The 26,412-nt window shown below is 66.1% G+C and carries 17 protein-coding genes; 6 read left to right on the top strand and 11 right to left on the bottom strand.

Annotated features, from left to right (window positions below; all coding sequences use genetic code 11):
• Positions 1-28 precede the first annotated feature (28 nt).
• The 5 genes from C7I55_RS01910 to C7I55_RS01890 form a co-directional block, all read right to left on the bottom strand.
• Complete coding sequence (locus C7I55_RS01910) at positions 29-988, bottom strand: alpha/beta hydrolase (RefSeq protein WP_106511184.1); 960 nt, start codon at positions 986-988, stop codon at positions 29-31.
• Positions 989-1,047: 59 nt separating this feature from the next.
• Entirely contained in the window at positions 1,048-2,952 is a 1,905-nt protein-coding gene (locus tag C7I55_RS01905; RefSeq protein ID WP_106511183.1) for an NPCBM/NEW2 domain-containing protein, read from the bottom strand.
• Complete coding sequence (locus tag C7I55_RS01900) at positions 2,949-5,615, bottom strand: glycoside hydrolase family 3 C-terminal domain-containing protein (protein WP_106511182.1); 2,667 nt, start codon at positions 5,613-5,615, stop codon at positions 2,949-2,951. Before C7I55_RS01900 ends, C7I55_RS01905 begins: the two co-directional genes overlap by 4 nt.
• 83 nt (positions 5,616-5,698) lie before the next feature.
• A complete protein-coding gene (locus C7I55_RS01895; RefSeq protein WP_106511181.1) occupies positions 5,699-7,240 on the bottom strand; it encodes a tryptophan halogenase family protein in 1,542 nt (513 codons plus the stop codon).
• Between the two features lie 69 nt (positions 7,241-7,309).
• The gene (locus C7I55_RS01890; protein WP_233221993.1) at positions 7,310-10,327 is read right to left on the bottom strand and encodes a TonB-dependent receptor; all 3,018 of its coding nucleotides are present in this window, start codon (positions 10,325-10,327) and stop codon (positions 7,310-7,312) included.
• Between C7I55_RS01890 and C7I55_RS01885 the strand changes: the two genes are divergently transcribed.
• Both C7I55_RS01885 and C7I55_RS01880 read left to right on the top strand, forming a co-directional pair.
• Complete coding sequence (locus tag C7I55_RS01885; protein ID WP_233221992.1) at positions 10,276-11,265, top strand: SapC family protein; 990 nt, start codon at positions 10,276-10,278, stop codon at positions 11,263-11,265. The two genes, C7I55_RS01890 and C7I55_RS01885, sit on opposite strands and share 52 nt — an antisense overlap.
• Complete coding sequence (locus C7I55_RS01880) at positions 11,262-12,272, top strand: cupin-like domain-containing protein (protein WP_269845188.1); 1,011 nt, start codon at positions 11,262-11,264, stop codon at positions 12,270-12,272. Before C7I55_RS01885 ends, C7I55_RS01880 begins: the two co-directional genes overlap by 4 nt.
• A 70-nt stretch (positions 12,273-12,342) precedes the next feature.
• On the opposite strand, the gene C7I55_RS01875 is transcribed toward C7I55_RS01880, so the two are convergent.
• Positions 12,343-13,200: a hypothetical protein gene (locus tag C7I55_RS01875; protein ID WP_106511178.1), complete on the bottom strand. Its 858-nt coding sequence runs from the start codon at positions 13,198-13,200 to the stop codon at positions 12,343-12,345.
• 481 nt (positions 13,201-13,681) lie between these two features.
• Here C7I55_RS01875 and C7I55_RS01870 point away from each other — a divergent pair, with 481 nt between their 5' ends.
• Complete coding sequence (locus C7I55_RS01870) at positions 13,682-14,716, top strand: 2-dehydropantoate 2-reductase (RefSeq protein WP_106511177.1); 1,035 nt, start codon at positions 13,682-13,684, stop codon at positions 14,714-14,716.
• Positions 14,717-14,780: 64 nt separating this feature from the next.
• Positions 14,781-17,471: a M1 family metallopeptidase gene (locus C7I55_RS01865; protein WP_106511176.1), complete on the top strand. Its 2,691-nt coding sequence runs from the start codon at positions 14,781-14,783 to the stop codon at positions 17,469-17,471.
• A gap of 133 nt (positions 17,472-17,604) precedes the next feature.
• Here C7I55_RS01865 and C7I55_RS01860 read toward each other — a convergent pair whose 3' ends face one another.
• The 5 genes from C7I55_RS01860 to hflK all read right to left on the bottom strand — a co-directional run bounded on the left by C7I55_RS01860 (position 17,605) and on the right by hflK (position 24,856).
• Positions 17,605-19,566, bottom strand: a complete 1,962-nt coding sequence (locus C7I55_RS01860) for an OPT family oligopeptide transporter (RefSeq protein ID WP_106511175.1) — start codon at positions 19,564-19,566, stop codon at positions 17,605-17,607.
• 1 nt (position 19,567) lies between these two features.
• A complete protein-coding gene (locus C7I55_RS01855; RefSeq protein ID WP_106511174.1) occupies positions 19,568-21,070 on the bottom strand; it encodes a helicase HerA-like domain-containing protein in 1,503 nt (500 codons plus the stop codon).
• 139 nt (positions 21,071-21,209) lie between these two features.
• Positions 21,210-22,769, bottom strand: coding sequence for a Do family serine endopeptidase (locus C7I55_RS01850; RefSeq protein ID WP_106511173.1), 1,560 nt, complete (start codon positions 22,767-22,769; stop codon positions 21,210-21,212).
• A 111-nt stretch (positions 22,770-22,880) separates the two neighbouring features.
• A complete protein-coding gene (hflC, locus tag C7I55_RS01845) occupies positions 22,881-23,741 on the bottom strand; it encodes a protease modulator HflC (RefSeq protein ID WP_106511172.1) in 861 nt (286 codons plus the stop codon).
• A complete protein-coding gene (hflK, locus tag C7I55_RS01840; RefSeq protein WP_106511171.1) occupies positions 23,738-24,856 on the bottom strand; it encodes an FtsH protease activity modulator HflK in 1,119 nt (372 codons plus the stop codon). Before hflK ends, hflC begins: the two co-directional genes overlap by 4 nt.
• 72 nt (positions 24,857-24,928) lie before the next feature.
• Between hflK and C7I55_RS01835 the strand changes: the two genes are divergently transcribed.
• Together C7I55_RS01835 and C7I55_RS01830 are read left to right on the top strand one after the other, a co-directional pair.
• Entirely contained in the window at positions 24,929-25,894 is a 966-nt protein-coding gene (locus C7I55_RS01835) for an Mrp/NBP35 family ATP-binding protein (RefSeq protein ID WP_106511635.1), read from the top strand.
• A 42-nt stretch (positions 25,895-25,936) separates the two neighbouring features.
• Positions 25,937-26,374 carry a CoA-binding protein gene (locus C7I55_RS01830; RefSeq protein WP_106511170.1) on the top strand — a complete coding sequence of 146 codons (438 nt, stop codon included), beginning with the start codon at positions 25,937-25,939 and terminating at the stop codon, positions 26,372-26,374.
• Positions 26,375-26,412: the final 38 nt, after the last annotated feature.

Here is a 26,412-nt window from a genome sequence, read left to right as displayed (position 1 = left end):
AACAGGGGCCGATGCGGCGACGATCGTGCTACGCTGCCGGCTTCAGCATCCCGTGCATCTGCATCCAGCTTGCGAACGCAGCGAACCAGTTCGTGCTGGTCGTCGTCTTCGGATACATGCCGAAGCCGTGCCCGCCCTGCTCGTAGAGGTGGAATTCGACCGGTCGTTTCGCGGTCATCCAACTCTCGATCAGGCCCATGCCCTTGCCGGCGAACAGCGGATCGTCGGCGGCGATCGCGGCGAACATCGGCGGGGCGTCCGCAGGCACCGTCACCGCCTCCAACGAGCCGTAGACGAGTCCGATGAACGCGGGCTTGGCATCCTGCCCCGCCAGCGTCGTCGCCATCGTCAGCATGGCACCGGCCGAGAACCCTACCATCCCGATCCGGCTGGGATCGACCCGCCACTCCCCCGCCCGCTTGCGGACGAGCGCGAAGGCCGCACGGGCGTCGGCGATCTGCGGCGCCAGATTGGCGATCGCCGCCTCGGGCTTGAGGCGGGTCGTCGGGCGCGCGGCATTGGCGAACATCGCCGTCATCGAGCGATCGAATTCCGCCATGTCCTGCGGGGTCTGGTTCAAACGGTATTTGAGCACGAAGGCGGCGACGCCGCGCGCCGCCAGCGCCTTGGCGACGTCGGACCCCTCATTCTCCATCGACAGCGTCCGGAAGCCGCCGCCCGGCGCCACGATCACGGCCGTGCCGTTGGCCTTCGCCGGATCCGGCAGATAGGGCGTCAGGGTCGCGACCGTGACGTTGCGCGCGAACAGGCTGCCATATTGCTGGTGCCACACCTCAGGCGCCGTCGCGTCCGGCAGCGGACCGGTTCCGAGCACGATGGCGTTCGGCTGCGCCGGAATCGCGATCGGGATCATCTTGTCGTCCTGCGCATGCGCCGGCGACGTCACTGCGAGCGCCGCGATCGCGAAGCCGAGGATCGAAAGCCGTCCTCTCTCAAGCGCCTTTCCAATTGTCCCCTTGGCTAACATAGCACGCTCTCCTCTTTCTTCTCTCTTGATGGGTAGCCGCCCGGATCGCACCGCGAGGTTCATTTCAGGAAGGCCGCTTCGGCCCAGGTCGCAGGCTGCGGAGTTGGCTGGCGCACTGCCCCGTTGCCTGCGCGCGCCACCAGTTCCACGATCCGGACCTTGGCAACGTTCGCCTGCAGCGCCTCCGCCGGGGTGCCGAAGACCATCGCGCCGGATCGGGCGAGCAGCTTGCCGTCGCCCCACACCTCGAACACGACCGGGCCGTCGCTTGGCCGCCCGGAATCGTTGACGCCGACCATCGCGTTGAAGCGGGAGAAACCCGCGTTGCGCACTTCGAGACGTGACCCGGCAAGGATCCCGATGCCGGTATCATAAGGCTTTCCGGCAATGCGGAGCAGCTTGCCGAACGGCGCCCGATCCGCCTCGGCACCGCCCCAGCCGCCATATTGGACATGCTCGCCGCCGCCGCGCGTTCCCACCCACGGGGTGATCGACTGGTGGATGGTCGGATCGGGCAGCGGCGCGGGAACTCCATCGACCGCGGGATTGATCCGCCCGGGCTGCTCGGAAAGGTAGAGGCCGTCGGCAAGCCGCCGTGTGCCGCCGGCGCGAAATACCCGGGTTTCGTGCGCGGCCAGAACCAGCTCCGTATCGCCGCGAAAGCTGCTTTCCTCCTTGCTCCACAGATCGCGGAGCCGAACCTCGCTGGTCGCGAGCAGCTTCAATTGCTCGGCCGTCAGAATGGCCTTGCGCGGCGCCCCCGTGCGATTGAAGAGCGCCACCGCCTTGCCGCCGTCGGCGAGCGTCTTGACGAAGATCTGGACCTCGTCGGAATCATAAGCGAGGACGGCCTGGTTCCCCGCCGGATCCTGGTTGAGCGCGACGATTTCCGCATTGCCGAAGATGGCGAGCAATTCGGGGGTCAGCTTGCGCAGATCGTAGCCGATGATCAGAGGCGAGTTGAGCATGGCCCAAAGGCTGAAATGCGACCGCGCCTCTACTTCATGCTGCTGGTCGAAATCGCCGGTGCCGACGAACAGCATGTCGGCGTCGTTCCACGACCCTGGGTGGGCGTAGAGCGCGCGGTGGGTGACCGTGTCGAGGTTGGTGAGCATTCGGCCCCAGAGCGGCTGAATGTCGTCGCTGGTCCGCGACATGTTGCCGACGTCCTTGCCCCAGCTGCGGACGTCGCCCGCCCCCCAAAGGCACAGCGAGTAGACATAAGGTCGGCCGTGGCTGTGCACGCGAAGGGCCCGGCCAACCTCGGTATAGAGCTTGCGCACGCCGGCAACGTCCGACGCGCCGAGCGACTGCATGTCGACGAGCGGCGGCAGCGCCCGGTAGAGGCCCGACCGGACCCGCGGCGCATCCTCCGGCAGGCCGCGCACGCCGCAGCCATCGACCTTGATGAGATCGAAATTCCACTCGGCGAAGAACAGCCGGATGTCCTGCTCGATATGCCCGTAAAGCCCGACTTCGCGCTCGGCGACGCTGCCTTCCGGCTGGTTCTTGAAATCGGGCGTGTAGATCTGGCCGCAGCTGTTGCGGCCGAGATCGGAATAGATGCCGGCCTTCAATCCCATGGCGTGGAGCCGGTCGGTGAGCGGACGGAAGCTGGGATTCTTGCCGGTCGCCGCCGACGGGAAATGTGCGGTGCGGATGATCAGCCGCCCATCGGATTCGCGCCGCTTCAGCCACCAGCCGTCGTCGATGTTGACGTAGCGATAGCCGAGCCGGGCGAGGCCGGTGTCGACCAGTGCGCGCGCCGAAGCGAGCACCTTCTCCTCGTCGACGTCGCTGTTGAAGGCATTCCACGAATTCCAGCCCATCGGCGGCACCGGCGCATGCCCATCTGCATTGGCGCTCCAGCGGCCCGTCGGCGCGAGCGGATCGTTCTGGGCATGCGCCGACGATGCGAGAGCCAGGAGCGCTGCTCCGGCAAAAGCGAGTGTTTGTCGTTTCATTTGGGCAGCTCCGCCGATTCGCCGGCTTCGAAGTTCGCCGACTCCCCGGCGACGCCGGCGCCGGGTTGGCCGGAGCCGATTGTGACGCGGTAGCGGCCGGCAGCCACCGAGCGCTTCCCCTCGACGGTCACCGAGCTGAGATCGCGCGGCGTCAGGTCGAAGACCAGCTCCCGCGACTCTCCCGGCCGCAGCGACACCCGCTGAAAGCCGCGCAGGGCGATGCGGGGCGTGCCGGGCCGATCGGGAAATTCCAGGTAGAGCTGCGCCACCTCGTCGCCCGCGCGGTCGCCGCTGTTGGTGACTCGCGTCGCGACTCGCAGTCCCTGCTCCGCACCGCCTTGTGCAGGCGCGAGCGTCAGCGGCGTGTAGGCGAAGCGCGTGTAGCTGAGGCCGTGGCCGAACGGGTAAACGGGCGTCCCTTCGAAATAGCGATAGGTGCGCCCGCGCATCGCATAATCGCCGAACGGCGGCAGATCGTCGATGCTCTTGTAGAAGGTCAGCGGCAGCCGTCCTGCCGGATTGGTGCGGCCGGTGAGGATGTTGGCAGCGGCCAGCCCACCGGCCTCCCCCGGATACCAGGCTTCGAGGATGGCGGCGGCATTCTCCTTCGCCCAGGAAAGATTGATCGGGCTTCCGTTCATCGTCACGACGACCAGTGGCTTGCCGGTCGCCCGCGCCTGTTCGAGCAGGGCAAGCTGATCGGCCGGAAGATCGAGCGTCGTCCGGTCACCGCCGGCGAAGCCCGGGACCGTCACTCCGGTCTCTTCGGTCTCGAGGTCCGCCGTGAACCCCACCACGGCAACCAGCACGTCCGCCCCGGCGGCAGCGCGGCGCAAGTCGGCCTCGGGCGTTTCGGACACCCGTTTCCAGACGAGATTGACGCCGCCGCCGACGACCTTGATCGGGTAACGCCGCCCTGCCGTGAGCGGCAGCGTCACCAGGCCCGGCAGGTCGTTCCAGCGCGCCTTGCGGCGATCGACGATCTGCTTCCCGTCGAACTCCAGCGTCGCGCCGGCTCCGGCCAGACCGATCCGATAGACGCCGGTGACCGGCGGCACGAGGAAGCCGGTATATTCCGTGCCGTGCACGTCCGCGACCTGCCCCAGCTCCAGGTTGCGGTCGCCGATATCGGGCTCGATCCGGGTCACCACGGGGCGGCTCTGATAGCGGACGGCCGCAATCGCCGCATCGCGCGTGCCCGGCGCGAATCGCGCAGGCAGCGGCGTCTCCGGGTTGAAGTAACGCACGCGCACCCCCGGCTTGCCGTCGGGGGTACGCAGCGCCGACCGGGGCACCCGATCGCCGTCGGTGAGCGACGGGGCAAAGGGCACCAGCTCCACCTGACCAGCGCCAAGCGTTGTCCGCAGGCCCTCGTACACTGAAACAGGCGGCCCCGACAAAGTGGAGGAATAATTGCCGCGCAGCACCCGCGTGGCATCGCCGAGCGGCCCGACCACGGCGACTTTCGTGCCCGGGCGCAGCGGCAGGATGCCGTCATTCTTGAGCAGCACCATCGAACGCTCGGCAGCGCGCACCGCGATCTTGCGATGCTCGGCGGTGGCAATGGCGCTCGGCGGGACCGCCGGCGGCGCACCGGCCAGACCGGGCAGGTCGCCGGTGCGGTAGCGGGCGGCGAAAAGGCGAACCAGGCTCTCGTCGATCTCGGCCTCCGTAAGGAGACCCTGCGCCAGCGCGTCGCGATAGCGATCCTCGAGGCCGGCGGTGTCCGACAGCGTCGCGCCGTGGCATTCGCTGTCGACGCCTGCCCGCATCGCCGCCGCTACCGCCGCAGCGGCGCTCGGCGCATATTTGTGGTTGTCGGCGATGTCCTGGACGGCGTCGCAGTCGGAGACGACGTAGCCCCGGAAATTCCAGGCACGCTGCAGATGGTCCTTCAGCAGCAGATCGCTTGCGCAGGCGGGCTGCCCGTCGACGCGGTTGTAGGCGCACATGATCGATCCGGCACGGCCCTCGACGATCGCCGCACGAAAGGCAGGAAGAAAGGTGTCCTCCAGATCGTGCGCGGATACGAAGACGTTGGCTTCGTGCCGGGTCGATTCCGGACCGCTGTGCACCGCATAATGTTTCGGCGTGGCGATCACGTGGGGACGCTCGGCGTCCGGTCCCTGCATCCCCTCGACGAATGCCACCCCCATGCGCGCCGTCAGGAACGGATCCTCGCCATAGGTCTCCTGCCCACGTCCCCAGCGCGGATCCCGGAAGATGTTGATGTTCGGAGACCAGCTGTCGAGACCCGTCCCCATCCGCCCCGTCCGCCCGGTTCGCCGCGCGAGCGTGTGAAGGCCGCGAACCTCGACGCTGATCGCGCCGGCGACGTCATGGATCAGCGTCGTGTCGAAGCTCGCCGCAAGGCCGATAGGCTCGGGAAAATTGGTGGTCGGCACCGGGCCAAGCGCGCCGTGCAGGCTTTCTGTCCACCAATTGTAGGCGGGGATGCCGAGCCGCGGGATGGCGGGAGCGACGTTGAGCAATTGCGGCAGCTTCTCCTCGATCGTCAGGCGTTCGACGAGCGTACGGGCCTTGCGCACCGCATCGTCCGCAGCGGCAGACGACGGCGCAGCCGCCGCGGAGGGAGATTGCGCCGCCAGGGGCGCCGCGCCGAGCAGGATGCCGGCCAGTGCGAGCGGCGTCATCGTCACCATCGTGGTCACGGTTGAACAATCCCGGCCGGTCTGAACGGCAACGCTCGGGCGAAAGACGACATCGGGTATTTACTCCAACACATTCAGACAGGCTGCAGGCCGTGCGCGACGATTTTGGCGATCAGCTCGCGATGCCGCGGAAGACCGGCGAGGAGGCGCTGCCGCTGAGCCCGGTTCTCGCGCTTGGCGCGCCGTGCAGCCTCCGCATCCGCGTCCCCGGTGCCCGGCATCAAGACGGTGCGATGGCCCATGCCGTAGAGCACATATTGGTAGCTTGCCGATGGGAACACTTCCTCGGCGCGGTCGAACTCGTCGATGTTCCAGGGGACCTGGAAGCGCCAAAGCTCCATCAGATCGCGCAGTCGCTCCGGGATCGTCTCGGGGCGGACGTTGTCGCGCCAGAAGTCGCTGTCGGTGCGCCTGGTGAGCGCATAATGCAGCTTTAGGAAGTCGATGATCCGGCCCCAGCGATAGAGCGTCGTCTCGTTGAACCGCCGCGCCACCACGTCCATCACTTCGCGGCACGGCGGCAGCTGATCGGCGATCATCTTCGCCGACAACTCGATCAGCACGATTGCCGAGGCCTCAAGCGGCTCGAGGAATCCGGCGGCAAGACCCGCCGCCACGCAATTGCCCTTCCAGAATTGCTCCCGGTGACCCGACCTGATCGAGAGGCGCCGCACCGCAAGATCGTCGCCGCGCGGGCCGAGATAGGCGCGGAGTTCCCGCTCGGCGTCCTCCGGCGAAATGTGCGCACTCGAGAAGACGTGGCCGACCCCGCGCCTTGTGGGGAGCCCGATGTCCCAGATCCACCCCGCCGACTGCGCCGTCGAGATCGTGTGGCAGGCGATCGGGTCGGCCGGCTCTTCATAGGGTATCTGCACCGCAAGCGCGCTGTCGCAGAACAGGGTGCCGGCACAGCTTCGAAACGGCACATGCAGCGCCTTGCCGATCAGCAAGGCCGAAAAGCCGGTGCAATCGACGAAGAGATCCCCGGCGATCGTCTCACCCTGGTCGGTGCCGAGACTCTCGATATCGCCGTTTTCTGCCATCGAGACCTGTGCGACGTCGGCCAGCACATGGCGCACGCCCAGCACGTCGCGGCAATGCCGCTGAAGGAAGTGGGAGAATTTGCCGGCGTCGAGATGATAGGCGTAGTTCGCGACCGCCTCATATTCAGGCGTTGCGATCGTCTTGGGCCCGAGCCCGTCGTCGCAAAGACGTCCCTGCGGCGTGACCGTGTCGCAGAAACTTTCCCCCTCGGGGTCCGCCAGCCAATGCTGAGCAAGGTTCACTTGGCCGAAGCTCTGGGGAAGCATCAGCGGGTGATAATAGCCGTCATCTTCGGCCCCGGTGGTCCAGCGGCTGAACCGGGCGCCCTGCTTGAAGGCGGCATCGCATTGCCGAAACAATTCGGTTTCGGAAACGCCGATCCGGCGCAGGCTGTTGCGCAGGGTCGGCCAGGTGCCCTCGCCGACGCCGATCGTCGGCACGTTCGGCGATTCCACCAGGGTCACGGTGAATCCGTGCGGGCGGCGTTCCTGATGCTTCGCCGCGATCAGCCCCGCGGTCAGCCAGCCGGCCGTTCCTCCGCCGACGATGACGATGTTCTGAACCGGGGTCATCGATCCTGTTGCCCCTGAAAAAAAGCGGTGGAGCGCGATCGGGCTCGCGCTCCACCCAGTGGGGATTGGTTAGAAGCGATAGCGCGCGCCGAGCGTGTACCGGCGCCCGTAATCGAATACGTCGAGCAGTTGGTTGGCGTAGCGCCCGTGGGTGCTTTGCTGATTGTTGTTGATGTTCAGCGCCTCGCCGAACACGCTCAAATTCTTGGTGATATCGAAGCTTGCCGTCAGGTCGATCTGGAAGCTCTCGTTGACGAAGGTCGGCTCCGCACCGAACGAACCGGTATTCTGGTTCTGGCCGAATTGCAGAAGATATTTGTCGCGCCAGTTCATCGCAGCCCGGATCTGGAACCCGTCCTTGTCGTAGAAGCCGACGAAATTGGCCGAATTGGCAAGTCCGGTGACCGCGAACCCGCTCTGCGAGATGTCGGTGTCGTCATAGGGACGGTTGGTGTCGACGATGGTGGCATTGGCCTGGAAGCCGAAGCCGGTGTCGCCGAACACATGCTGCCAGGCGACTTCGACGCCGCGCACCGTCGCGTCGGGCCCGTTGACCTGCTGCGACACGGCGAAAGACGCCTCCCGTCCGGTGGTCGGATCGATCACCCCGTTGATACTCTGGCGAGTGACACCGGCGATGATGAAGTTGCTGACGTTCTTCAGAAAGAAGTTGACCGCGAAATAGGAGTTTCGGCGGTAGTACCATTCGGCTGCGACGTCGAAATTGTCGGCGAGATAGGGGCGAAGGTTGGGATTGCCGCCGCTCGCGGACAGAGCGTTGACGCGCTGGCCGTTGCCCACGTTCAGCACCGGGTTGAGCAGGTTGAGCGCCGGCCTCGTCAGCGTTCGCGAGGCATCGAAGCGCAGGATGAGATTGTTGGTAAGCTCCAGCTTGGCGTCGATGCTCGGCAGGAAATAGGAGTAACTGCTCTTGCTCTCGACCGGTTGGATCTCGGTGTAGTTCGGGATGCTGAGCAGGGTCGGATCGGCCGCGCTCGGCACCAGCACCAGCGGCAGCCGGCCCTGCCCGATCGCCCGCAAATGGGTGTTTTCGTTACGAACGCCGGCATTGAAGTGGAAGGGCATGCCGGCAATGTCGGCCTGGAACTGCACGCTGAGGAACAGCGCCCAGGTCTTTTCCTTGACGTCCAGAACGCTGCCGGGATCGACCTGCTCGTCGAACGTACCGGTGAACCCGGTCACGCCACCGTAATTGTAGCCCGGGATGTTCTGCGTCTGCGGATTGCCGAGGCCCGACAGATAATTCTGATATGCGACCGGATCGAAGATGAACACCGACGGCGGCAGGCTGCCGTTGAACCCGGGAATGAAGTTGTCGAGGCTGATCGAGCCTTCGTAAAGGCTGGCGGGTAGCGGTGCGATGCCGGATCCGCGTCCCGAAGGCGCTCCGTAGCCGGCATAGGCCTGCCAGAAATTGTTGGTGAACGTGCTCTGGTTGCGGAAGCGGAAGCGGTCCTCGTAATATTGGCCGCCGGCCTTGATCGTGAGATTGTCCTGCTTCCACGTCGCGTTGCCGCGGAATTGCAGCAGCTCGTCCGTATTGTGCTGCGTCTGATTGACCGTCACATGCGAACCGATCACCGACGTGTCGGCCCAGCGCGCGCCGTTTCCGACCGGTCCGAAATTGCTGATCGTCGGAAAGGCATCCTTGCTGTCGCCATCGATCGTGAACCGCAGATTGTTGCTCAGCAACCCGCCATAGCCGATGTCGCCGTTCAGGCTTCCGATCGAATCCCCAGGGTTAAGCCAGCTCTTTGCGTAGGCCACGTCGCCTTCGAACGACAGATTCTCGCTCGCGTCGAACTTGACGTTCAGCCCGGTCTGATTGGTCTTGAGGATCTGCTTGTTCAGCGCCGCCGTGAAGTCCGTCGGAGATCCGGCCTGCGTGAAGTCGATCGCAGTCCCGTTCTCGTCCAGCTGCACATTGCGCAGGTCGCTCTGGTTGAACCAGACACCGAACGCATAATTGTTCTGGGTCACCTTCTGGCGCGAATAATTGTTGTCCAGGGTCACCATCAGCGCGTCGGACGGATGGTATTGCAGCGAGATGCGGGCATCGACGCGCTCGTCCTGGACCCGCTGCTGCTCGGCGCCATATTGCTGCGGGAACCAGCCGACCACCGTCTTGTTCTCGGGCGCGAGCTGGGCCGGGGTACAGCTCGGGGTGAGCTGGCACGGCGCGTAGAAACCGCCCGGCCAACCCGAGACGTAGACTCGGTTGGTGTCGGTGTCGCGGCGCGTATAGATGACGTCGGCAAGGATGCCGATCGTGTCGTCGGCAAAGGTGTTGCTGACCAGCAGCCCCCCGGTGGGCACGACCTTTCCGGCCCGATCCTGGATCGATCCGGATGCGGTTGCCGCGGCGCGGAAGCCCGGGTGATCGAACGCGTTCGGGAAGGCGATGTTGACTGTCGCACCGATCGAGCTGGACGCGAGCGAGACGTCCGGGGTCTTCAATACGCTCAGCTGGCCGATGAAGTCGACGCCGACGGTGCTGAAATCGATCTGACGCCCGCCGGTGGCAGTCGAGATGCGCCGGCCGTCGTATAGGGTCGTGTTGAAATCACCGCCAAAGCCGCGAACGGTGATGCCCGTCGGCTCGCCGCGGCTTCCCGATCGCTGGATCGAGACACCCGGCAGACGCTGGAGCGACGCAGCAACGTTCGAATCGGGAAACTTGCCGATATCTTCGGCGGAGATGACATCCACGACTCCGGAAGATGTTCGCTTCAGATCGAGGTTGCGCTGCAAAGACCCGCGCAGGCCGGTGATGATGATCTCTCGTTCGGCGTCGGTGACACTTGCCGGAGTGCTTTGCACCGTGTCCGACGGCGTTCCGAGCTCTTGCGACGGGGCGGTGGGTTGGGCTTGATCCGCCGACGCGATCGTGGTCGACTGCACCGTTGCCGGAGTTGTCGGGGTTTCCGAAGCATTCTCCACGCCTGCCTGGGCCTGCGCCATTGCCGGAACAGTCCAGGCAAGAACTGCCAGACTGCTCGCGCTCAAGAAATTCAATGAGATTTGACCACGGCTCCGCAAGCCAGTGGCGCACGTGTTCACGCCCATCGCAAGTTTCCCTCCTAGAAATCCGCCCGCACTTCTTTGGTGAGTGCTGGTCGGCCGATGCGTGGTCAGTTCAGACCGCCGGATCTTCGATCTGGCCATCCATCCCTGCCACGTTAGCGCTACCATTTCATACTGCAAACGCTTGCGCAAGCTATTGTCTGAGTTTTTTTGAAAATGCCTTTGCGACGCCTTGGCAGGGCGATAGTGCCGTGCTCAACTGGCCGGAGCCGGAGAAAAGAGGGGCTGAGGGGATGCCGAAGTGGGAATTGCTGGACCATCAGCAGCATGCAAAGGTCCGGATCTCTCGTGCATGCGACGAGTCGCGGCACTTTGCTCAAGTCGTTGCTTCAGAGTTCGTCGAAGCGTCGATCCACTACCCTGTCGTATTCACCAAGAACGCGGAGACGGGCGCGTTCTACGCAGGCGTTATCATGGGACTCGAGCAGGGGCGCAACCTGCTTACCAATGACGGAGCGCTTCCGGGCTATCGACCTGCCGACCTTGAGCGGCAGGGCTTCTTCGTAACAGACGACAATATCGTGATTGACCTGGACAATCCTGCATTCTCAGCCAAGGATGGACTGCCGCTCTTTGAGGATAATGGGGAGCCGAGTCCGATGTTGATGCGCGTGCAACGCGCGCTAGGTGTCCTGCATGCCGGACTGCCCGATACCGAGGCGGTGATTGGCCGCCTTGTCTCTCATCGACTGCTGGAACCGATCGACGTTGTTTTAAACTTCGATGACGGCAAACCGATTCGACTCGATGGCCTCTACACTGTCAGCCTGGATAGCCTCCACGCCCTCCCCGATGCTGCGGTGCTGGACCTTTTCCGTGCGGGGGACCTTCAGCTCGCTTATTGTCAGACAAGTTCGATTGGGCATCTTCGCACGCTCGCGAAAATCCGCAACGATCGGCTGCCCGGAGCGGCGCCGTGAACGCCCACCCCCGGGAGGCAGGTGCCGAGGACGTTCGAGATCCGGAACGCTTTCGCTCGGAGATCATGGAACGATGCCAACCCGTGATCCTGCGCGGAGTGGCATCCGAATGGCCGTTGCTGGCGGGCGCCGACGCCGCTGAGGTGATCGCGCGACTCGGGGAATATGATGGCGGGAAATCCGCCGAAGTGTTCGTCGGGAAGCCGGAGATCGGCGCCCGCTATTTCTATGACGAGAGCCTTGCCGGGTTCAATTTCGAGCGCGCCGAGATGCCGCTCTCCGAGGCGCTGCTTCGGATCGTCGAGACCGCGGCGGTACCGGGCCGCGCGAGCCTGTACATGGGCTCGCTTCCAGCCGAATCCTACTTCCCGGGCATCGAGCAGATGACGCGTCTGCGCTTCCTTCCGGAAACCGTCCGACCCCGTTTCTGGATCGGCCATGCGTCGAGCGTCGCCTGTCACTATGACGTGATGGACAATGTCGCCTGCGTCGCCGCCGGCCGGCGACGTTTCACCTTGTTCCCCCCGGACGCGATCGGCGATCTCTACGTCGGCCCGATCGACCACAATATGGCCGGGCAGCCCGTGGCGCTTGCGGTCGGCAGCGGCGACAAGGATGAACGTTATCCGCGCTTCGATCGCGCCCGAGGCCGGGGCCTGGTCGCGGAACTCGGGCCCTGCGACGCCTTGTACGTGCCGAAGCTGTGGTGGCACCAGGTCGAAGCTCTGGACGACCTCAACGTCCTCGTCAATTTCTGGTGGGACGGTTTCTCCTCCGGTCCCGATCAACCCTACACCGCCATGCTGCTTGCGATGATCGCCATTGCCGAGCGGCCGCCCGCCGAGCGCGCAGCCTGGCGGGCCTGGTTCGACCATTATGTGTTTCGCCCGAACGGCCATCCGCTCGATTTCCTGCCCCCCGAGCAACACGGCGTGCTCGGCGCGCTTGCGAAAGGGAATTACAGCCGCATCCGAACGACGATCATGCGCCTGCTGAGAGGCGGGTAAGCGGCGCATCGACGACCTCGCTTGCCTCTCCCCCCTTTCTCGACGCAGACCGTTACGATAGCAGCGGAACCTAGCGCGGAACGTAGACCGGTATGTAGGTCGTGGTGGTCGTTGTCGTGACTCCATATTCGCCCGGCGCGAAACCGCGGTTCCAGCGGATCCGGGCCTGCTTCGTTTCAGGGTCGTAGCTCAGCACGGTGAACGACGCGCCGAACAAATTCACCTCTTCCGGCAATTTCTTCATGCTGATCACGGTGCGGCCGTTGTTGAAGAAGAGCGGCTCGCCGCTTTCGACGACCTCCAGGTCGATGCCGATGTTGTTGAACCAGCCGACCTTCCCGCTGAAGCGGAGGCGGATCTCACTGAGGCCGGGCAGCGGCAGATCCCTTTCGACGGAAATCGGAGTCGGCGTGATGTCGATCGGCTGCAGATCTTCCTGCTTCTTGGCGCCGGCGAGAAAGGCCTTGTCCACCAATCCATCGGCGTCGCTGTCCGCCAGGCAGAATTGGGTGTTCACCTCGGTCCTCTGGGCGCTCGCGAACAGCGACAAGGTGAGAAGATTGGCGATGCCCTTGGCGGCGTTCCAGTTCCTCTCCATCGGCGCACAGAACACGCCCGCCTCGCCGAGTCGCTCGGCGGCGGTGCCGCCGACCGTGCGCGCGACGTTCAACTGCATGCCCTTGGCCAAGGTCGCCGTCTTGCCCGCAATGGTCAGCTGGAGATCGCCGCCGAGCTCGGCGACGAAGGAGCGGCCGACCGGACGACGATAGAAGATGTCGCCCTTGCCAACAGTGAATTCGCTGCCCGGCGCGATGCTGTCGTCACCGGGAAGGATCCGGTTCTTCGACGGGGTGATGTAGTAGCCGGATGCGGCACTGAGCAGGAAGGCCGCCGGCACGAGGCCGGCGAGCGCAGAAGATCGTTTCATCGAAAGCCCCCGAAACTGCTTTGTTCAGCATAATAGGATCGGGGCCGCTATCCACCTGCATATCCACGCATATTCGAGTTGACGGAACCGGCGAGCACGGAGGCGGCGCGATGAGGATGCAGCGGTCAGATTCACGGATTAGGGTCAACGATCTGGGCGCAGCGAATCCTTGATCTCCAACTTCGTTCATGATACGTTCCGCCGTTGATCGACCCGTGGTGATGCGTTCGGATCCTTGAATCGTGAAACAACAACCGACGCGAGCGGCGACGTGGGGAGTCGTGTCGCGTGCTTGGCTTCCTGTGGCCGCTGCATCACCACCTGTTTTAACAGGTGAATTACAGGTGAAATCGGGGTGTGCAGCAGACGTGGGTGGGTGCGCCACACGTTGGCGAACCGCTGGTGGCTTAGAATGTAGTTCGCCCTCCTCATCCGGCGCCCGTGCCTGTAGGCAGCGTTTCGAACATCGTGAGCGAGACGTATGACCATTGCCATCCTCGGAGCCGGATCGATCGGATGTTTCCTCGGCGGCGCCTGGTCGGCGGCAGGCGTGCCTGTGCGCTTCATCGGCCGGGCGCCGATCGGCGAGACCATCGCCGCGGACGGACTGACGCTGACCGATCATTCGGGGTGGCGGGTCCGGCGCGGACCCGATCAGGTCGAGTTCACGACCAATGCCAAGGCGCTCGCAGACGCGGAGATCATCGCCCTTGCCGTCAAGAGCAACGCCACGGCCGAGGCGGCGAAGCAGATCGCCAGGCACGGCCGCAAGGGGGCAGTCGTGATCAGCCTCCAGAACGGCGTCAGCAACGTCGCCACCCTGAGAGAGGCGCTCGGCGCACGGTTCGAGATCGTCCCGGCGATGGTGCCGTTCAACGTCGCCTATCTCGGCCACGGCCGCTTTCACAAGGGCGTCGCCGGGGAGGTCGTGGTCGAGGACACGCCCCGCACCCGGGCCCTTGCCGAGCAGGTGGGCAAAGGGCCCGGGGCGCTGGGTCTCGCCGACGACATGACCGGCATTGCCTGGGGCAAGCTGCTCATCAACCTCAACAACGCGGTGAACGCTTTGTCCGGGCGAACCCTGCTCGAGCAATTGCGCGAGCGCGACTATCGCCGCGTGGTCGCCGCCTCGATCGTCGAGGCGCTGGACGTGCTCGCGGCGGCAGGCATCGAGCCGGCGAAGATCGGGCCGATCCCGCCGCAACTGCTTCCCCACGCCATCGCCGCGCCCAATCTCATCTTCAACAACCTATTCCTCAAGGTGCAGAAGATCGATGCCAAGGCGCGGTCGTCGATGGCGGACGACCTTCGCGCCGGCCGACCGACCGAAATCGACTATCTGAACGGCGAGGTCGTCAGGCTCGCCAAGGCGCAGGGGAAGCGCGCGCCGGTTAACGCCGCGATCGTGGATCTGGTCAAACAGGCGGAACTCGGCATCGAGCATCTCTGGAGCCCGGAGGATTTGCGCGCCCACGTGCTCCAGGGCCACAAGGTCGCCCCGGTCTTCGGCTACTGATTTGACAAGCGGCCATGTGCCGCGCAGGGGCGGAAAAAATCTCGCCTTTTCCGGAGCCTGCTTCATGCGTCTCGCTTCCGCCGCATCCCTCGTCGCGCTTTCGGTCTCCCTTGCCGCATGCGCGGGCACCGCCACCCGGCTGGCGACCACCGGCACCCCCCCGACGACGATCCCGGCGGCGGCGGCCGATGTCCCGACCCAGCTTCCGCGCAATGCCCGTCCGCTGGCCTACCGGATCTCGGTCACGCCCGACGCGCCGAACCTTCGCTTCAGCGGCATCACCGCGATCGACGTCGACGTGCTGGAAGCGACCGACACGCTGACGGTCAACGCCGCCGATCTCGAATTCCGCTCCGTCCGGATCGAGACACTCGGGGCGGATGGCAGAGTCAGTCCGCGCGCCGACGGGACCGGCCGGGTCGCCGTCGATGCCGAAAGGCAGACCGCCACCATCCGCTTCGGCGCGCCCCTGCAGCCGGGCCGCTACCGCCTGACCTTCGATTATTCCGGCAAGATCTACAGCCAGGCCGCCGGCCTGTTCGCGCTCGATTACGCGAGCGGCAGCGGCAGCAAGCGTGCGCTGTTCACCCAGTTCGAAGCCCCCGATGCACGGCGTTTCTTCCCCGGCTGGGACGAGCCGCAATACCGTACCCCCTATACGCTCGCAGTCACCGCGCCGGCCGATCAGGACGTGATCAGCAACATGCCGCAGGCGGGAGTCGAGACTCGGCCGGACGGCACCAGGACGGTGACCTTCCAGGCCACGCCGCCGATGTCGAGCTATCTGCTGTTCATGGGCGTCGGCGAGTTCGACCGTATCACGACCACTGCCGCGAACACGGAAATCGGCGTGGTCAGCAAGCGCGGCGACGGCGAGAAGGGCCGCTGGGCGCTCGAAAGCTCCGCCCGGCTGCTGCCCTGGTACAATCAATATTTCGGCACGCCCTATCCGCTGCCCAAGCTCGACAATGTCGCCGGACCGGGCAGCAGCCAGTTCTTCGGCGCGATGGAGAATTGGGGTGCCATCTTCTCGTTCGAATCGGTGCTGCTCGTCGATCCGGCGATCACCAGCGAGTCCGCCCGCCAGCGAATTTTCGAGGTCGCGGCGCATGAAATGGCCCATCAATGGTTCGGCGATCTCGTCACCATGGCGTGGTGGGACGATCTCTGGCTGAACGAGGGCTTCGCCTCGTGGATGGCGACCAAGGCAACGGCGGCGCTGCACCCGGAATGGGAGCCTGAGCTCGGCATCGTCTCCGGCCGCGAATCGGCGATCGGCCTCGACAGCGTCGCCACCACCCATCCGGTGGTCCAGCGCCTGACCACCGTGGAGCAGATCAGCCAGGCGTTCGATTCGATCACCTATTCGAAGGGTGAAGCGGTGATCACGATGCTCGAGGACTATGTCGGGGAGGATGCGTGGCGCCGCGGCGTTCAGGATTATGTGCGCACCCACAAGCTCGGCAACACCCGCACCGACGATCTCTGGGCCAGGATCGAGTCCGCCGCCGGCAAGCCGATCACGGCGATCGCGCACGATTTCACGCTGCAGCCCGGCGTCCCGCTGATCCGGGTCGACGAGGCCGTGTGTAGCGGCGGCAGCACCCGGATTTCCCTCCGCCAGGCCGAGTTCACTCGAGATCGTCCCGACAAGGCGCCGCTCGGCTGGCGGGTTCCGGTGATCGCCGCCACGCTGGGCGGCAAGCCGGCCCGCGCCCTCGTCGAGGGTGGGCGTGCCAGCGTCCAGGTGCCCGGCTGTGGCACCCTGGTCGTGAACAGCGGCCAGACGGGCTATTACCGGACGCTCTACACGCCGGCGATGCTGGATCGGATCGCGGCCTCGTTCGCGCAGCTGAAGCCCGTCGACCAGATCGGCCTGCTGGCGGATCAATGGGGTCTTGGCCTCGCGGGCTATCAATCCGCCGCCGAAGCGCTCGATCTCGTCGATGCGGTACCGGCGAATGCCAATCCGCAGGTCTATGGCCGTCTTGCGGGGATCCTCGAGCAGCTCCACGGCCTCTACGACGGCGATGCGGCGCGGCAGGCGACGATCGCGCGCTACGCCTCCGCCAAGCTGTCGCCGATGCTCGCCCGGATCGGCTGGAACGCCAAGCCCGGTGAGGCGCCGACCATCCCGGTGCTCCGCTCGGAGCTGATCTCGACGCTCGGCGGCATGGGCGATCCGGCGGTCGTCGGCGAAGCGTCGCGGCTGTACGCAACCAATGATCCGATCGCCGCGGCCGGGCCGATGCGCACCACCATCCTCGCGGTGGTCGCACGCAATCTCGACGCGGCAGGCTGGGACCGCCTGCGTGGCCAGGCACGGGCAGAGACCAATCCGCTGGTCAAGGCACAGCTCTACCGGCTGCTCGGCAGCAACCGGGACCCCGCCCTCGCGCAGCGCGCACTGGCGCTGGCGCTGACCGACGAGCCCGGCGCGACGACCAGCGCCGGCATCATCAGCGCCGTATCGGGCGAACATCCCGATCTCGCCTTCGATTTCGCGATCGCCAACCGGGCCAAGGTGGAGGCGCTGGTCGACATCTCGTCGCGGTCGCGCTTCATCGCCCAGCTCGGCGCCGGCTCGGCCGATCCGGCGATGGTGGAGAAGATCGAGGATTATGCCCGCCGCTATCTCACCCCGGAATCGCGCCGCCCGGCCGACACCGCCATCGGATCGATCCGCGACCGCATCCGCGTGCGCGCCGAGCGCCTGCCGGACATCACCAAGTGGCTGGAGACGAAGCGCGGCTGAGCGGGGCGAGGCCTCTCACGAGCAGTCCGGCTCCATCGCCTGTCCCCGTTCGGGCCGAGCCTGTCGAAGCCTTCCCCTTCCCTTCTGGGGCGACGGGAAAGAGCTTAGCCTCCCCCGCGCCCGAACGGACAACCTAAGCCGCAGTCCGCGCGCTGCGCCGGTACAGCCACAGCGCCAGCAGCGCGAACAGCAACGTGCCGCCGCCGACCGCATAGGGACGGAAGCCGTCGCCGACGATGGCCAGCGGCGCGGCGCTGCCGGTACCGACCACGATGCCGGCAAGCAGCACGCCGAACAGGCTCTCGCCGACGATCAGACCGGTTGCGGCGAGCACGCCCATGCGGCGATAACCTTCCGGGTCGCGGGCGCGGTTGGCGCCGCGATCGTAGATCCAGCCGGCCACGGCACCGACCACCACCATCAGGGTGGTCGACATCGGCAGGTAGATGCCGATCCCGATCGCCAGCGGCGGCAGGCGGGTCTTGCCGGCGCGGCCCAGGGCTGCGTCGAGGAGGATCAGCGCGATGCCGAGCAGGACTCCGTAGCCGATCATCCGCCAGTCGAGCGCACCGCCGAGCACGCCCTGGGCGATCGCCGAGATCAACGCCGCCTGCGGCGCAGGCAGCGCCTCCGGCCCGGCACCGGGCGCGCCGGCAAAGCCGTAGCCGGCATTGAGCAGGCTCAGCACCGGTGGAATGATCGCCGCCCCGAACAGGACGCCGAACAGCAAGGCGACCTGCTGCCGCCACGGAGTCGCGCCGACCAACTGGCCGGTCTTGAGGTCCTGGAGGTTGTCGTTCGAGATGGTGGCGATACCGAACACGATGCCGGTGACGATCAGCGCATAGGCGACCAGGGGCCGGCTGGCCTCCGCATCCTGGCCGGCGCCGACGACGACGAGCAGCAGCAGCGACGATCCGATCGCCGACAGGATGCCGATGCCCGAAACCGGGCTGTTCGAGGCGCCGATGAGCCCGGCCATATAGCCGCACACCGCAGCGATGAATGCGCCTGCGACGAGGATGAAGATCAGGCTCAGCGCGATGACGAGGGCGGTGCTCGGGCCCGCTGCATCGCCGAGCTCGACGACGAGCAGCCAGGCGATCGGGATCAGGGCGATCAGTGTTCCGAAGCCGAGTGCCGAAATCGGCATGTCGCGCTCGCTCAGCGCCAGCGAGGCGCCCTGCCCGGCCCGGCGCGCACGCGAGGCGGCGATCGCGCCGGTCAGGCCGCGGACGATCGGGCCGATGATGCTGAGTAGGGTCCACACCGCGGCGACTCCGATCACTCCGGCGCCGAGGAACCGCACCTGGTGCACCCAGACGTCGGTTGCCAGCTCCTCGGCACCGATCGCGCCCGCGTTCGGCACCATCGCACTGAGCAAAGGCACGGCGACTCCCCACGCGATCAGCAGGCCAAGCCCCATGGCGAGGCCGACGGAGATGCCGACGAGATGCCCCGCGCCGAGCAGCGCGAACTGAAAGCCGGGGTTGAAGCCGGTCACCGCCGGCCCGAAGCGGAAGAAGGTCGCCGCGTCGGCCGCCGTCAGCCGCATCGCCGCGAGCAGCGCGAAGAAGGAGGAGACGAGCGAGCCCGAGACGATCGCCATCAGGCCCTTGCTGCTTTCCTCGGCCCCCTGGCGCGACGCCTCGCCGACCTTCAGCACTTCGGCCGCGGCGACGCCTTCCGGGAACGGCAAAGGCGAATCGGTGACCAGCGCACGACGCAGCGGGATCGAGAACAGCACGCCGAGCGCACCGCCGAGGAAGGTGACCAGAGCCGTGGTCCAATAGGGAAAGCCCTGCCACCAGCCGATCATCACCAGGCCCGGCAACACGAAGCAGATCGCCGCCAGGGTGCCGGCCGCGGAAGCGACCGTCTGGACGATATTGTTCTCGAGGATGTTCGAGGAGGAGAACCAGCGCAGCACCGCCATCGAGATGACGGCGGCGGGGATCGAGGTCGCGAAGGTCAGGCCGACGCGCAGGCCGAGATAGACGTTGGCGGCCGTGAACAGCAGGGTGATGACCCCGCCGAGCAGGATCGCGCGTACGGTCAGTTCCGGCAGTGCCTGCGTCTGTTTGCTGTCGCTCATCTCACCTCCCCCTGAACAGGCCGCCGAGCAGACCGCGGACGAGCGATCCGGCGATGCGGTTGACCACTTGCCGCTTCACGGCCTTGCCGACCTGGCGCACCATCTCGTCCTGGAACGAGGGATTGGCCCTGCGCTCGCGCGCGGCTCGCGCGTCCTGCTTGGCAGCATCCGCCTCCGCTTTGACCCGCGAGGCCGCCTCCGCAGCGGCCGCGGCGCGGGCCGTCAGGATCTCGCCGGCGGATTCGCGGTCGACCGCTTCGTCATATTTGCCGGCAAGCGGCGAGCTCGACACGAGCAGAGCCCGCTCCCGCGCTTCGAGCGGACCGAGCCGCGAGCCGGGCGGCGCGATCAGCGTCCGCTCGACCGGAGTCGGTGCGCCCTCCGCATCGAGCGTCGAGACCAACGCCTCCCCGACCTTCAGCGCCGGCAAGGCGTTTACGACGTCTAGGGCAGGATTGGCCCGGAAGCTGTCGGCGGCCGCCTTCAGCGCCTTCTGCTCCTTGGGCGTGAAGGCACGCAGCGCGTGCTGGATTCGGTTGCCGAGCTGTGCCGCCACCTTCTCCGGGATATCGGCCGAGTTCTGGGTGACGAAATAGATGCCGACACCCTTCGATCGGATCAGCCGGACAACCTGCTCGATCGTGTCGAGCAAAGCCTCGGGCGCGTCGTCGAACAGCAGATGGGCTTCGTCGAAGAAGAAGACGAGCTTCGGCTTGGCGAGATCGCCGACCTCCGGAAGCTCCTCGAACAGCTCCGACAGCAGCCACAGAAGGAAGGTCGCGTAGAGTTTCGGGCTGGTCATCAGCCGGTCCGCAGCGAGCACGCTGATCAGCCCCTTCCCGGCCTCGTCGACGGCGAGAAGATCGGAGATCGCCAGCGCGGGCTCGCCAAAGAACAGATCGCCGCCCTGCGCTTCGAGCTGGAGCAGCTGGCGCTGGATCGCGCCCACCGATGCCTTGGTGACGTTGCCGTAGCGCGTGGTGAGAGCCGCAGCATGCTCGCCGACGTGAGCCAACAGCGCCTGCAGGTCCTCGAGGTTGAGGAGCAGCAATCCTTCCTCGTCGGCGAGCCGAAAGGCGATCGCCAGCACCCCTTCCTGCGTCTCGTTGAGCCCGAGCAAGCGGGCCAGCAGCAGCGGCCCCATCTCGCTCACCGTGGTGCGGATCGGATGTCCCTGCTCGCCATGGAGATCCCACAGCAGGACCGGATTGCCGGCATAGCCGAAACCTTCGAGCCCGATCTCGGCGGCGCGGGCGACGAGCGCCTCGTGCGCTTTGGCCTGCGCGGAGCCGGGCATAGCGATGCCGGCGAGATCGCCCTTCACGTCGGCGACGAAGACCGGGACTCCCGCCTGCGAAAAGCCCTCGGCGAGGCGCTGCAAGGTTACCGTCTTGCCGGTGCCGGTCGCGCCGGCGACCAGGCCGTGGCGGTTGGCGAGGGCGAGGAGGAGGTGCTGCGGACGACCTTCCGCAGCACCGATCAGGATCGCGTCATCCGCCAACAGCCAGTCTCCACAAACGAATTGCCGCTCCTATCCCGGCGGGGAGAGGAGCGGCAAGCCATGTTCGACGGAGACGCAGGTCCTGCCTTCGGCGGATCGGGACGCGAAGGCCCCGATCCGGATCGAAAGCTTAGCGCGCCGGTCAGCGCGCGCGGGAGAGCGCGATGCCGATATAGGCCGGCGGATTGTTGCCGCGCCGGACCAGCAGCAGCACCGTGTTTCGGCCGGCGGCGCGCGCCGCGGCGACCGCGGCTGCGGCCTCCTCCGGCGTGCGCGTCGCGCGCTGGTTGATCGACAGGATGATGTCGCCCTGCTGGATCTTCGAGGCCGCATCGCTCGACGGGCTCACCGACGCGACGACGAGGCCGCGCAGGTTGACGTCGTTGAGCCGCAGCGACCGGGCGATCTCCGGCGTAAGCGACTGAACGGTGACGCCAAGGCTCTCGCGCGCCGACTTCTGACCGGTCGACTGCTCCGATTCCGAAGGCTCCGTCACCGGGGTCTCGTTCTCGATGCCGTTGAGCTTGGCCAGTTCCTCGTCGGTCGGGCGCTCGCCGACCGTGACCGTCACCGTGCGTCGCTCGCCGCCGCGGATCAGCTCGATCGGAATCTTGGAACCGACATCCAGGTTCGAAACCAGATAGGCCAGCGACTGATCCGGGGTGACCGGCTGGTTGTTGACGCTGATCACGACATCGCCCTGCTGGATGCCGGCGCGCGCAGCGGCACCGCCCGGGGTCACGCCGCGGATCAGCTCGCCCCGATTCTTCGGCACGTTGAGGGACTCGGCGATGTCCTCGGTGATCTCCTGCAGGCTCACGCCGATATAGCCGCGCTGCGGGCGCTGGCCCTTGCGCAGCGATTCAACGATCGGCGCCGCCTGCTCCGCCGGGATGGCGAAGCCGATGCCCACATTGCCGCCGGTGGGCGAGATCAACGCGGTGTTGATGCCGACGACGTTGCCGTTGAGATCGAACATCGGGCCGCCGGAATTGCCCATGTTGATGGACGCGTCGGTCTGGATGTAGCGATCGTAGATGCCGGCGCCGATATTGCGGTGGAGCGCCGAGACGATGCCCGCGGTCACCGTGCCGCCGAGGCCGAACGGGTTGCCGATCGCGACCACCCAGTCGCCGACACGGACCGCCTCACGCCCGGAGGCGAAGCGGACGAACGGCAGGTTGCTGCCCTTGATCTTGAGCACCGCGAGGTCCGACGCGGCATCGCGGCCGACCAGTTCCGCCTCGAACTCGCGGCGATCCGGCAAAGTGACCGTGATCTGATCGACGGTTGCGCCGCTGCGCGAGGGCGAGACGACATGGTTGTTGGTGACGACATAGCCGTCGGCCGAAATGATGAAGCCGGAGCCAAGCGAACCGCCGCGCTGGGTGGCGGGCTCGTCGCCACCGCCGCCGCCGTCGGGAACCGGTGCGCCGAAGCGGCGGAAGAATTCCTCGAAGCCGGGCGGCAGCTGCCGCGACTGGCTTACCTGGACGCTCTGCTTGGTCGAGATGTTGACCACCGCCGGCTGCAGGCGTCCGGCGAGATCGGCGAAGCTCATCGGAGCGCCCGGACGGGGCGCCGCTGCGGCCATGCTGCCCGGCTCGTTCTGGGCGGTCTGCGCGCCAACCGGGCCGACCGTCAATGTGGCGGTTGCGCCGCCGATCAGAAGGGCAGCGGTCAGGCCATAAACGTAACGCACTATGGGAATCCTCCTCTTGAGATTTGCCCGGGCGGGCAGGAACCCGGGGGTGATCAGGAATGTCTCGCAATCATGTGGTGCGGCTGAACCGGATTTGAATAGGGCCGCCGCTTACCGGCGGCCCGTAAATTCGCGCAAATATTCGTTCTGCGGCGAGAGGATAACGCTCGAACGTCCCGATTCCGGAGTCTGCGCATTGTTGACGAACGTGGTCTCGTAGGACTGCATCGCGCGGTAGAATTCGTAGAAGTCGGGATCCTTGCCGAACGCCTCCGCATAAATGTTGGCGGCCTCGGCATCCGCGTCGGCACGAACCAGCTGCGCATTGCGCAGGCCCTGGGCCTGGATCGAGCGCGCTTCCTGCTGGCGTGCGGTCCGCATCCGGTCGAACGCCGAGTCCAGCGGCGCGCCTTCCGGAAGGTCGGTCCGCTTGATCCGCACGTCGATCACTTCAGCACCATATTGGCGCGCGACCCGGTTCAGCGCGACGGCAATATTTTCCATCAGCTGCGAGCGCTCCGGGCTGAGCAGAGCCGCCGACGGACGCTTGCCGAGCTCGTTGCGGAGCGACGAGCCGAGGATCGGCCGCAGCTGATCGCTGACATTCTCCGCGCTGCGGGCGGTGATCACCATCCGCACCGGATCGACGATGCGGTAGCGGGCGAAAGCATCGACCTGGAGCCGCAGCTGATCGGTCGACAGGACCTGCTGGCGCTCCATGTCGACGCTCTGGATGCGCTTGTCGACCCAGACGATCTGCTCGAAGAACGGCACCCGGGCGATCAGGCCGGCATGGGACGTTCCGAACGTCTCGCCGGGCTGATAGCGGTTCACGGTCCGCTGCACCTTGCCGAAGCTGGTGATCACGGCCTGCTTGGTTTCCGGCACCACCGAGAAGGTGCTGCCGAGCAGGATCAGGATGAGGATCGCGATGAACGCGAGGGCGATCGGGTTGCGAAGCACGCGGCTCATCGTTGCGGCGCTCCTTCAGCGGCCTGAGCCTGGGCTTGCGGCTGCGCCGGCGCGCGCCGCTGGATTTCGGGCAGCGCCAGATAAGGCGTAACGCCCGGCGCCTCGATGATCGTCTTGTCCACTTTCGAGAGCACTCTTTCCATCGTCTCGTAATACATGCGGCGGCGGGTGACCTCCGGCGAAAGCTTGTACTGCACGTAGACCTTGTCGAAGGCCGCCGCTTCGCCCTGCGCCTTGTTGCGCAGCTGCAGCGCATAGGCACGGGCATCGTTCATGTAGCTCTGCGCCTGCTGCTGGGCCGCCGTCACCGATTTGAACGCCTCGTTCACCGCCGCGGGCGGATCCGACTGCTTGATCGCGACGCCCTGAATGCGGACTCCGGCGCCGTAGCCGTCGAGCAATTGCTGCATGCGCAACGCGACGCGCTGCTCGATGTCGCTGCGTCCGGCGCCGATCGCATCGTCCAGCGACACGCTCGCCACCACTTCGCGCATCGCACTTTCGGCGATCTCGCGGATGGTGCCTTCGGTGTCCTCGATCTGGAACAGGAAGTTCTGCGGATCCTTGATGTTCCACCGGACCTGATAGGCCAGGTCGATGATGTTCTGGTCGCCGGTCAGGATCAGGTTTTCCTTGGCCGGATCGGGCGAGCCGATATCCACCGCCCGGATTTCCTCGACGTCGAGTTCCTCGACCGATTCGAACGGTGCCGGAAGGGTGAAGCCGATGCCGGGGCCGAGCGTGCGGCTGTAGGCGCCGAGCAGGGTCACGACCCCGCGTTCCTGCGGCTCGATCCGGTGCACGCTGGTGAACACCAGCCAGAGAACCAGGAATGCGCCGAGGCCGTAGAGCCAATAAGGCCGTCCATCGCCTTGCGGCAGATGCCCGCCGAAGCGCTGCCGGCTCTTCTTCAGGAAGTCGTCGAGAGAGGTGACGTTCGGGCCTGCGCCGGGGCGGCGCTTTTTCGGAGGCTCGCCCCACGGGCTGCGCGGGCCGCTGCCGCCGTCGTCGCCGCCGCCGGAGCCGGAGCCGCCGCCGGAAGGACCCCAAGGGCCGCCACGATTCTCATTGAACACGGCGCCGGAACGCGCGCCCCTCCCGAAGATTTTGCTCATGAAGACCTTTATAGGTAGCGGCTATCGGGAAAAACAGTGGCAAGCGCCGCGCGCTCGCCTATCTCGCACGTCATGAACCAAGACGAAGCCGCATTCCACACCGCCCTCGAACGCATCCCCGAGGCGAAAGGACGCATCCAGTCCGCCCGCCTGAAGGAGAATGCCGCCAGCCTCGTCGTCGATGCGACCGGCCTCTCCGCAGAGGCACGCTCCACCCTCGAGCGCCGGCTGAAGGGCGGCTTGACCGGCATTGCCGGAATCGCCGAGGTCCGCATCGCGATGACCGAGGAGAAGGTGAAGCGCATCATCCTCGCTGTCGGCAGCGGCAAGGGCGGCGTCGGCAAATCGACCGTTTCGGCCAACCTCGCCATCGCCCTCGCCCGCGCCGGGCGCAAGGTCGGGCTGGTCGACGCGGACGTCTACGGCCCCTCGCAACCGCGGCTGCTCGGCACGAGCGAGAAGCCGGAGTCGGTCGACAATCGGATCGTGCCCGTCGAGACCAACGGCATCCGCATGCTGTCGCTCGGACAATTGGTCGAGGGCGGCAAGGCGCTTGCGTGGCGTGGACCGATGGCCGCCGGCGCGCTCGGACAATTGATCGAGGGCGACTGGGGCGACACCGAGATCCTGGTGGTCGACCTTCCGCCCGGCACCGGCGACATCCAACTCTCACTGGTCCAGAAGTGGACCCCAACCGCCGCCGTGATCGTCTCGACCCCGCAGGACCTTGCACTGATCGACGCCACCCGCGCGATCGACCTGTTCCGCAAGACCAATATCCCGGTGATCGGTCTGGTCGAGAACATGTCCGGCTATGCCTGTCCGCATTGCGGCGAGATCTCCGATCCGTTCGGTGCCGGTGGCGCCGAGGCTGCTGCCGGCGTGATGGACATTCCGTTCCTGGGCCGGGTTCCGCTCACCCTCACTATTCGCCAATCCTCCGATGCCGGCACGCCGCCGGCGTCGGGCGACGGCGAGGAATCGCGGATCTTCCAGGCGCTCGCTGCGCGGGTGAGCGAGGCATTGAACCGGATGTAGCGCCCCGGCGTTGCACCTCCGAAACAGACCGGAGGACTTCCCATGCCGCTCACCGCTGAAGCCGACATCAAGGCGCTTCTCGAATCGACGCGGACGATCGCGCTGGTCGGCGCGTCGGACCGGCCGGACCGGCCGAGCTACAACGTGATGAAGTTCCTGCAGGACTGGGGCTATCGCGTGCTGCCGGTCAATCCGCAGATTACCGGCGAGCATGTTCACGGCGAATATGTCTGGCGGGAGCTCTCGCAGATCGGCGAGCCGATCGACATGGTCGACATCTTCCGCCGGCCGATGGCGGCCGGAGAAGCCGTGGACGAGGCGATCGCCGCCGGCGCCAAATCGGTGTGGATGCAGATCGGCGTGATCAACGAGGAGGCCGCAGCCCGCGCCGAGGCCGCCGGGCTCAAGGTGGTGATGAACCGGTGTCCCAAGATCGACATCCCGCGTTTCGGCGTGCGGCGGGTCGAGCCTGCGGCCTGATTTTCAGGGTGAAGATCAAGATCTGAAAACCCCGTTCG

It is taken from the genome of Allosphingosinicella deserti, assembly GCF_003012735.1.
GTDB classification, from domain to species: domain Bacteria; phylum Pseudomonadota; class Alphaproteobacteria; order Sphingomonadales; family Sphingomonadaceae; genus Allosphingosinicella; species Allosphingosinicella deserti.
Note: the sequence above shows the minus strand (reverse complement) of the source record. Positions and strands in the feature narration are given on the sequence as shown.

What these genes read in the sequence shown, in the direction of transcription:
- hflC (WP_106511172.1), bottom strand. Translation starts at nt 23,741, where the DNA reads ATGAGCCGCGTGCTTCGCAACCCGATCGCCCTCGCGTTCATCGCGATC.
- hflK (WP_106511171.1), bottom strand. Translation starts at nt 24,856, where the DNA reads ATGAGCAAAATCTTCGGGAGGGGCGCGCGTTCCGGCGCCGTGTTCAAT.
- C7I55_RS01900 (WP_106511182.1), bottom strand. Translation starts at nt 5,615, where the DNA reads ATGGTGACGATGACGCCGCTCGCACTGGCCGGCATCCTGCTCGGCGCG.
- C7I55_RS01835 (WP_106511635.1), top strand. Translation starts at nt 24,929, where the DNA reads ATGAACCAAGACGAAGCCGCATTCCACACCGCCCTCGAACGCATCCCC.
- C7I55_RS01905 (WP_106511183.1), bottom strand. Translation starts at nt 2,952, where the DNA reads ATGAAACGACAAACACTCGCTTTTGCCGGAGCAGCGCTCCTGGCTCTC.
- C7I55_RS01870 (WP_106511177.1), top strand. Translation starts at nt 13,682, where the DNA reads ATGACCATTGCCATCCTCGGAGCCGGATCGATCGGATGTTTCCTCGGC.
- C7I55_RS01865 (WP_106511176.1), top strand. Translation starts at nt 14,781, where the DNA reads ATGCGTCTCGCTTCCGCCGCATCCCTCGTCGCGCTTTCGGTCTCCCTT.
- C7I55_RS01885 (WP_233221992.1), top strand. Translation starts at nt 10,276, where the DNA reads ATGAGATTTGACCACGGCTCCGCAAGCCAGTGGCGCACGTGTTCACGC.
- C7I55_RS01830 (WP_106511170.1), top strand. Translation starts at nt 25,937, where the DNA reads ATGCCGCTCACCGCTGAAGCCGACATCAAGGCGCTTCTCGAATCGACG.
- C7I55_RS01910 (WP_106511184.1), bottom strand. Translation starts at nt 988, where the DNA reads ATGTTAGCCAAGGGGACAATTGGAAAGGCGCTTGAGAGAGGACGGCTT.
- C7I55_RS01860 (WP_106511175.1), bottom strand. Translation starts at nt 19,566, where the DNA reads ATGAGCGACAGCAAACAGACGCAGGCACTGCCGGAACTGACCGTACGC.
- C7I55_RS01890 (WP_233221993.1), bottom strand. Translation starts at nt 10,327, where the DNA reads ATGGGCGTGAACACGTGCGCCACTGGCTTGCGGAGCCGTGGTCAAATC.
- C7I55_RS01895 (WP_106511181.1), bottom strand. Translation starts at nt 7,240, where the DNA reads ATGACCCCGGTTCAGAACATCGTCATCGTCGGCGGAGGAACGGCCGGC.
- C7I55_RS01875 (WP_106511178.1), bottom strand. Translation starts at nt 13,200, where the DNA reads ATGAAACGATCTTCTGCGCTCGCCGGCCTCGTGCCGGCGGCCTTCCTG.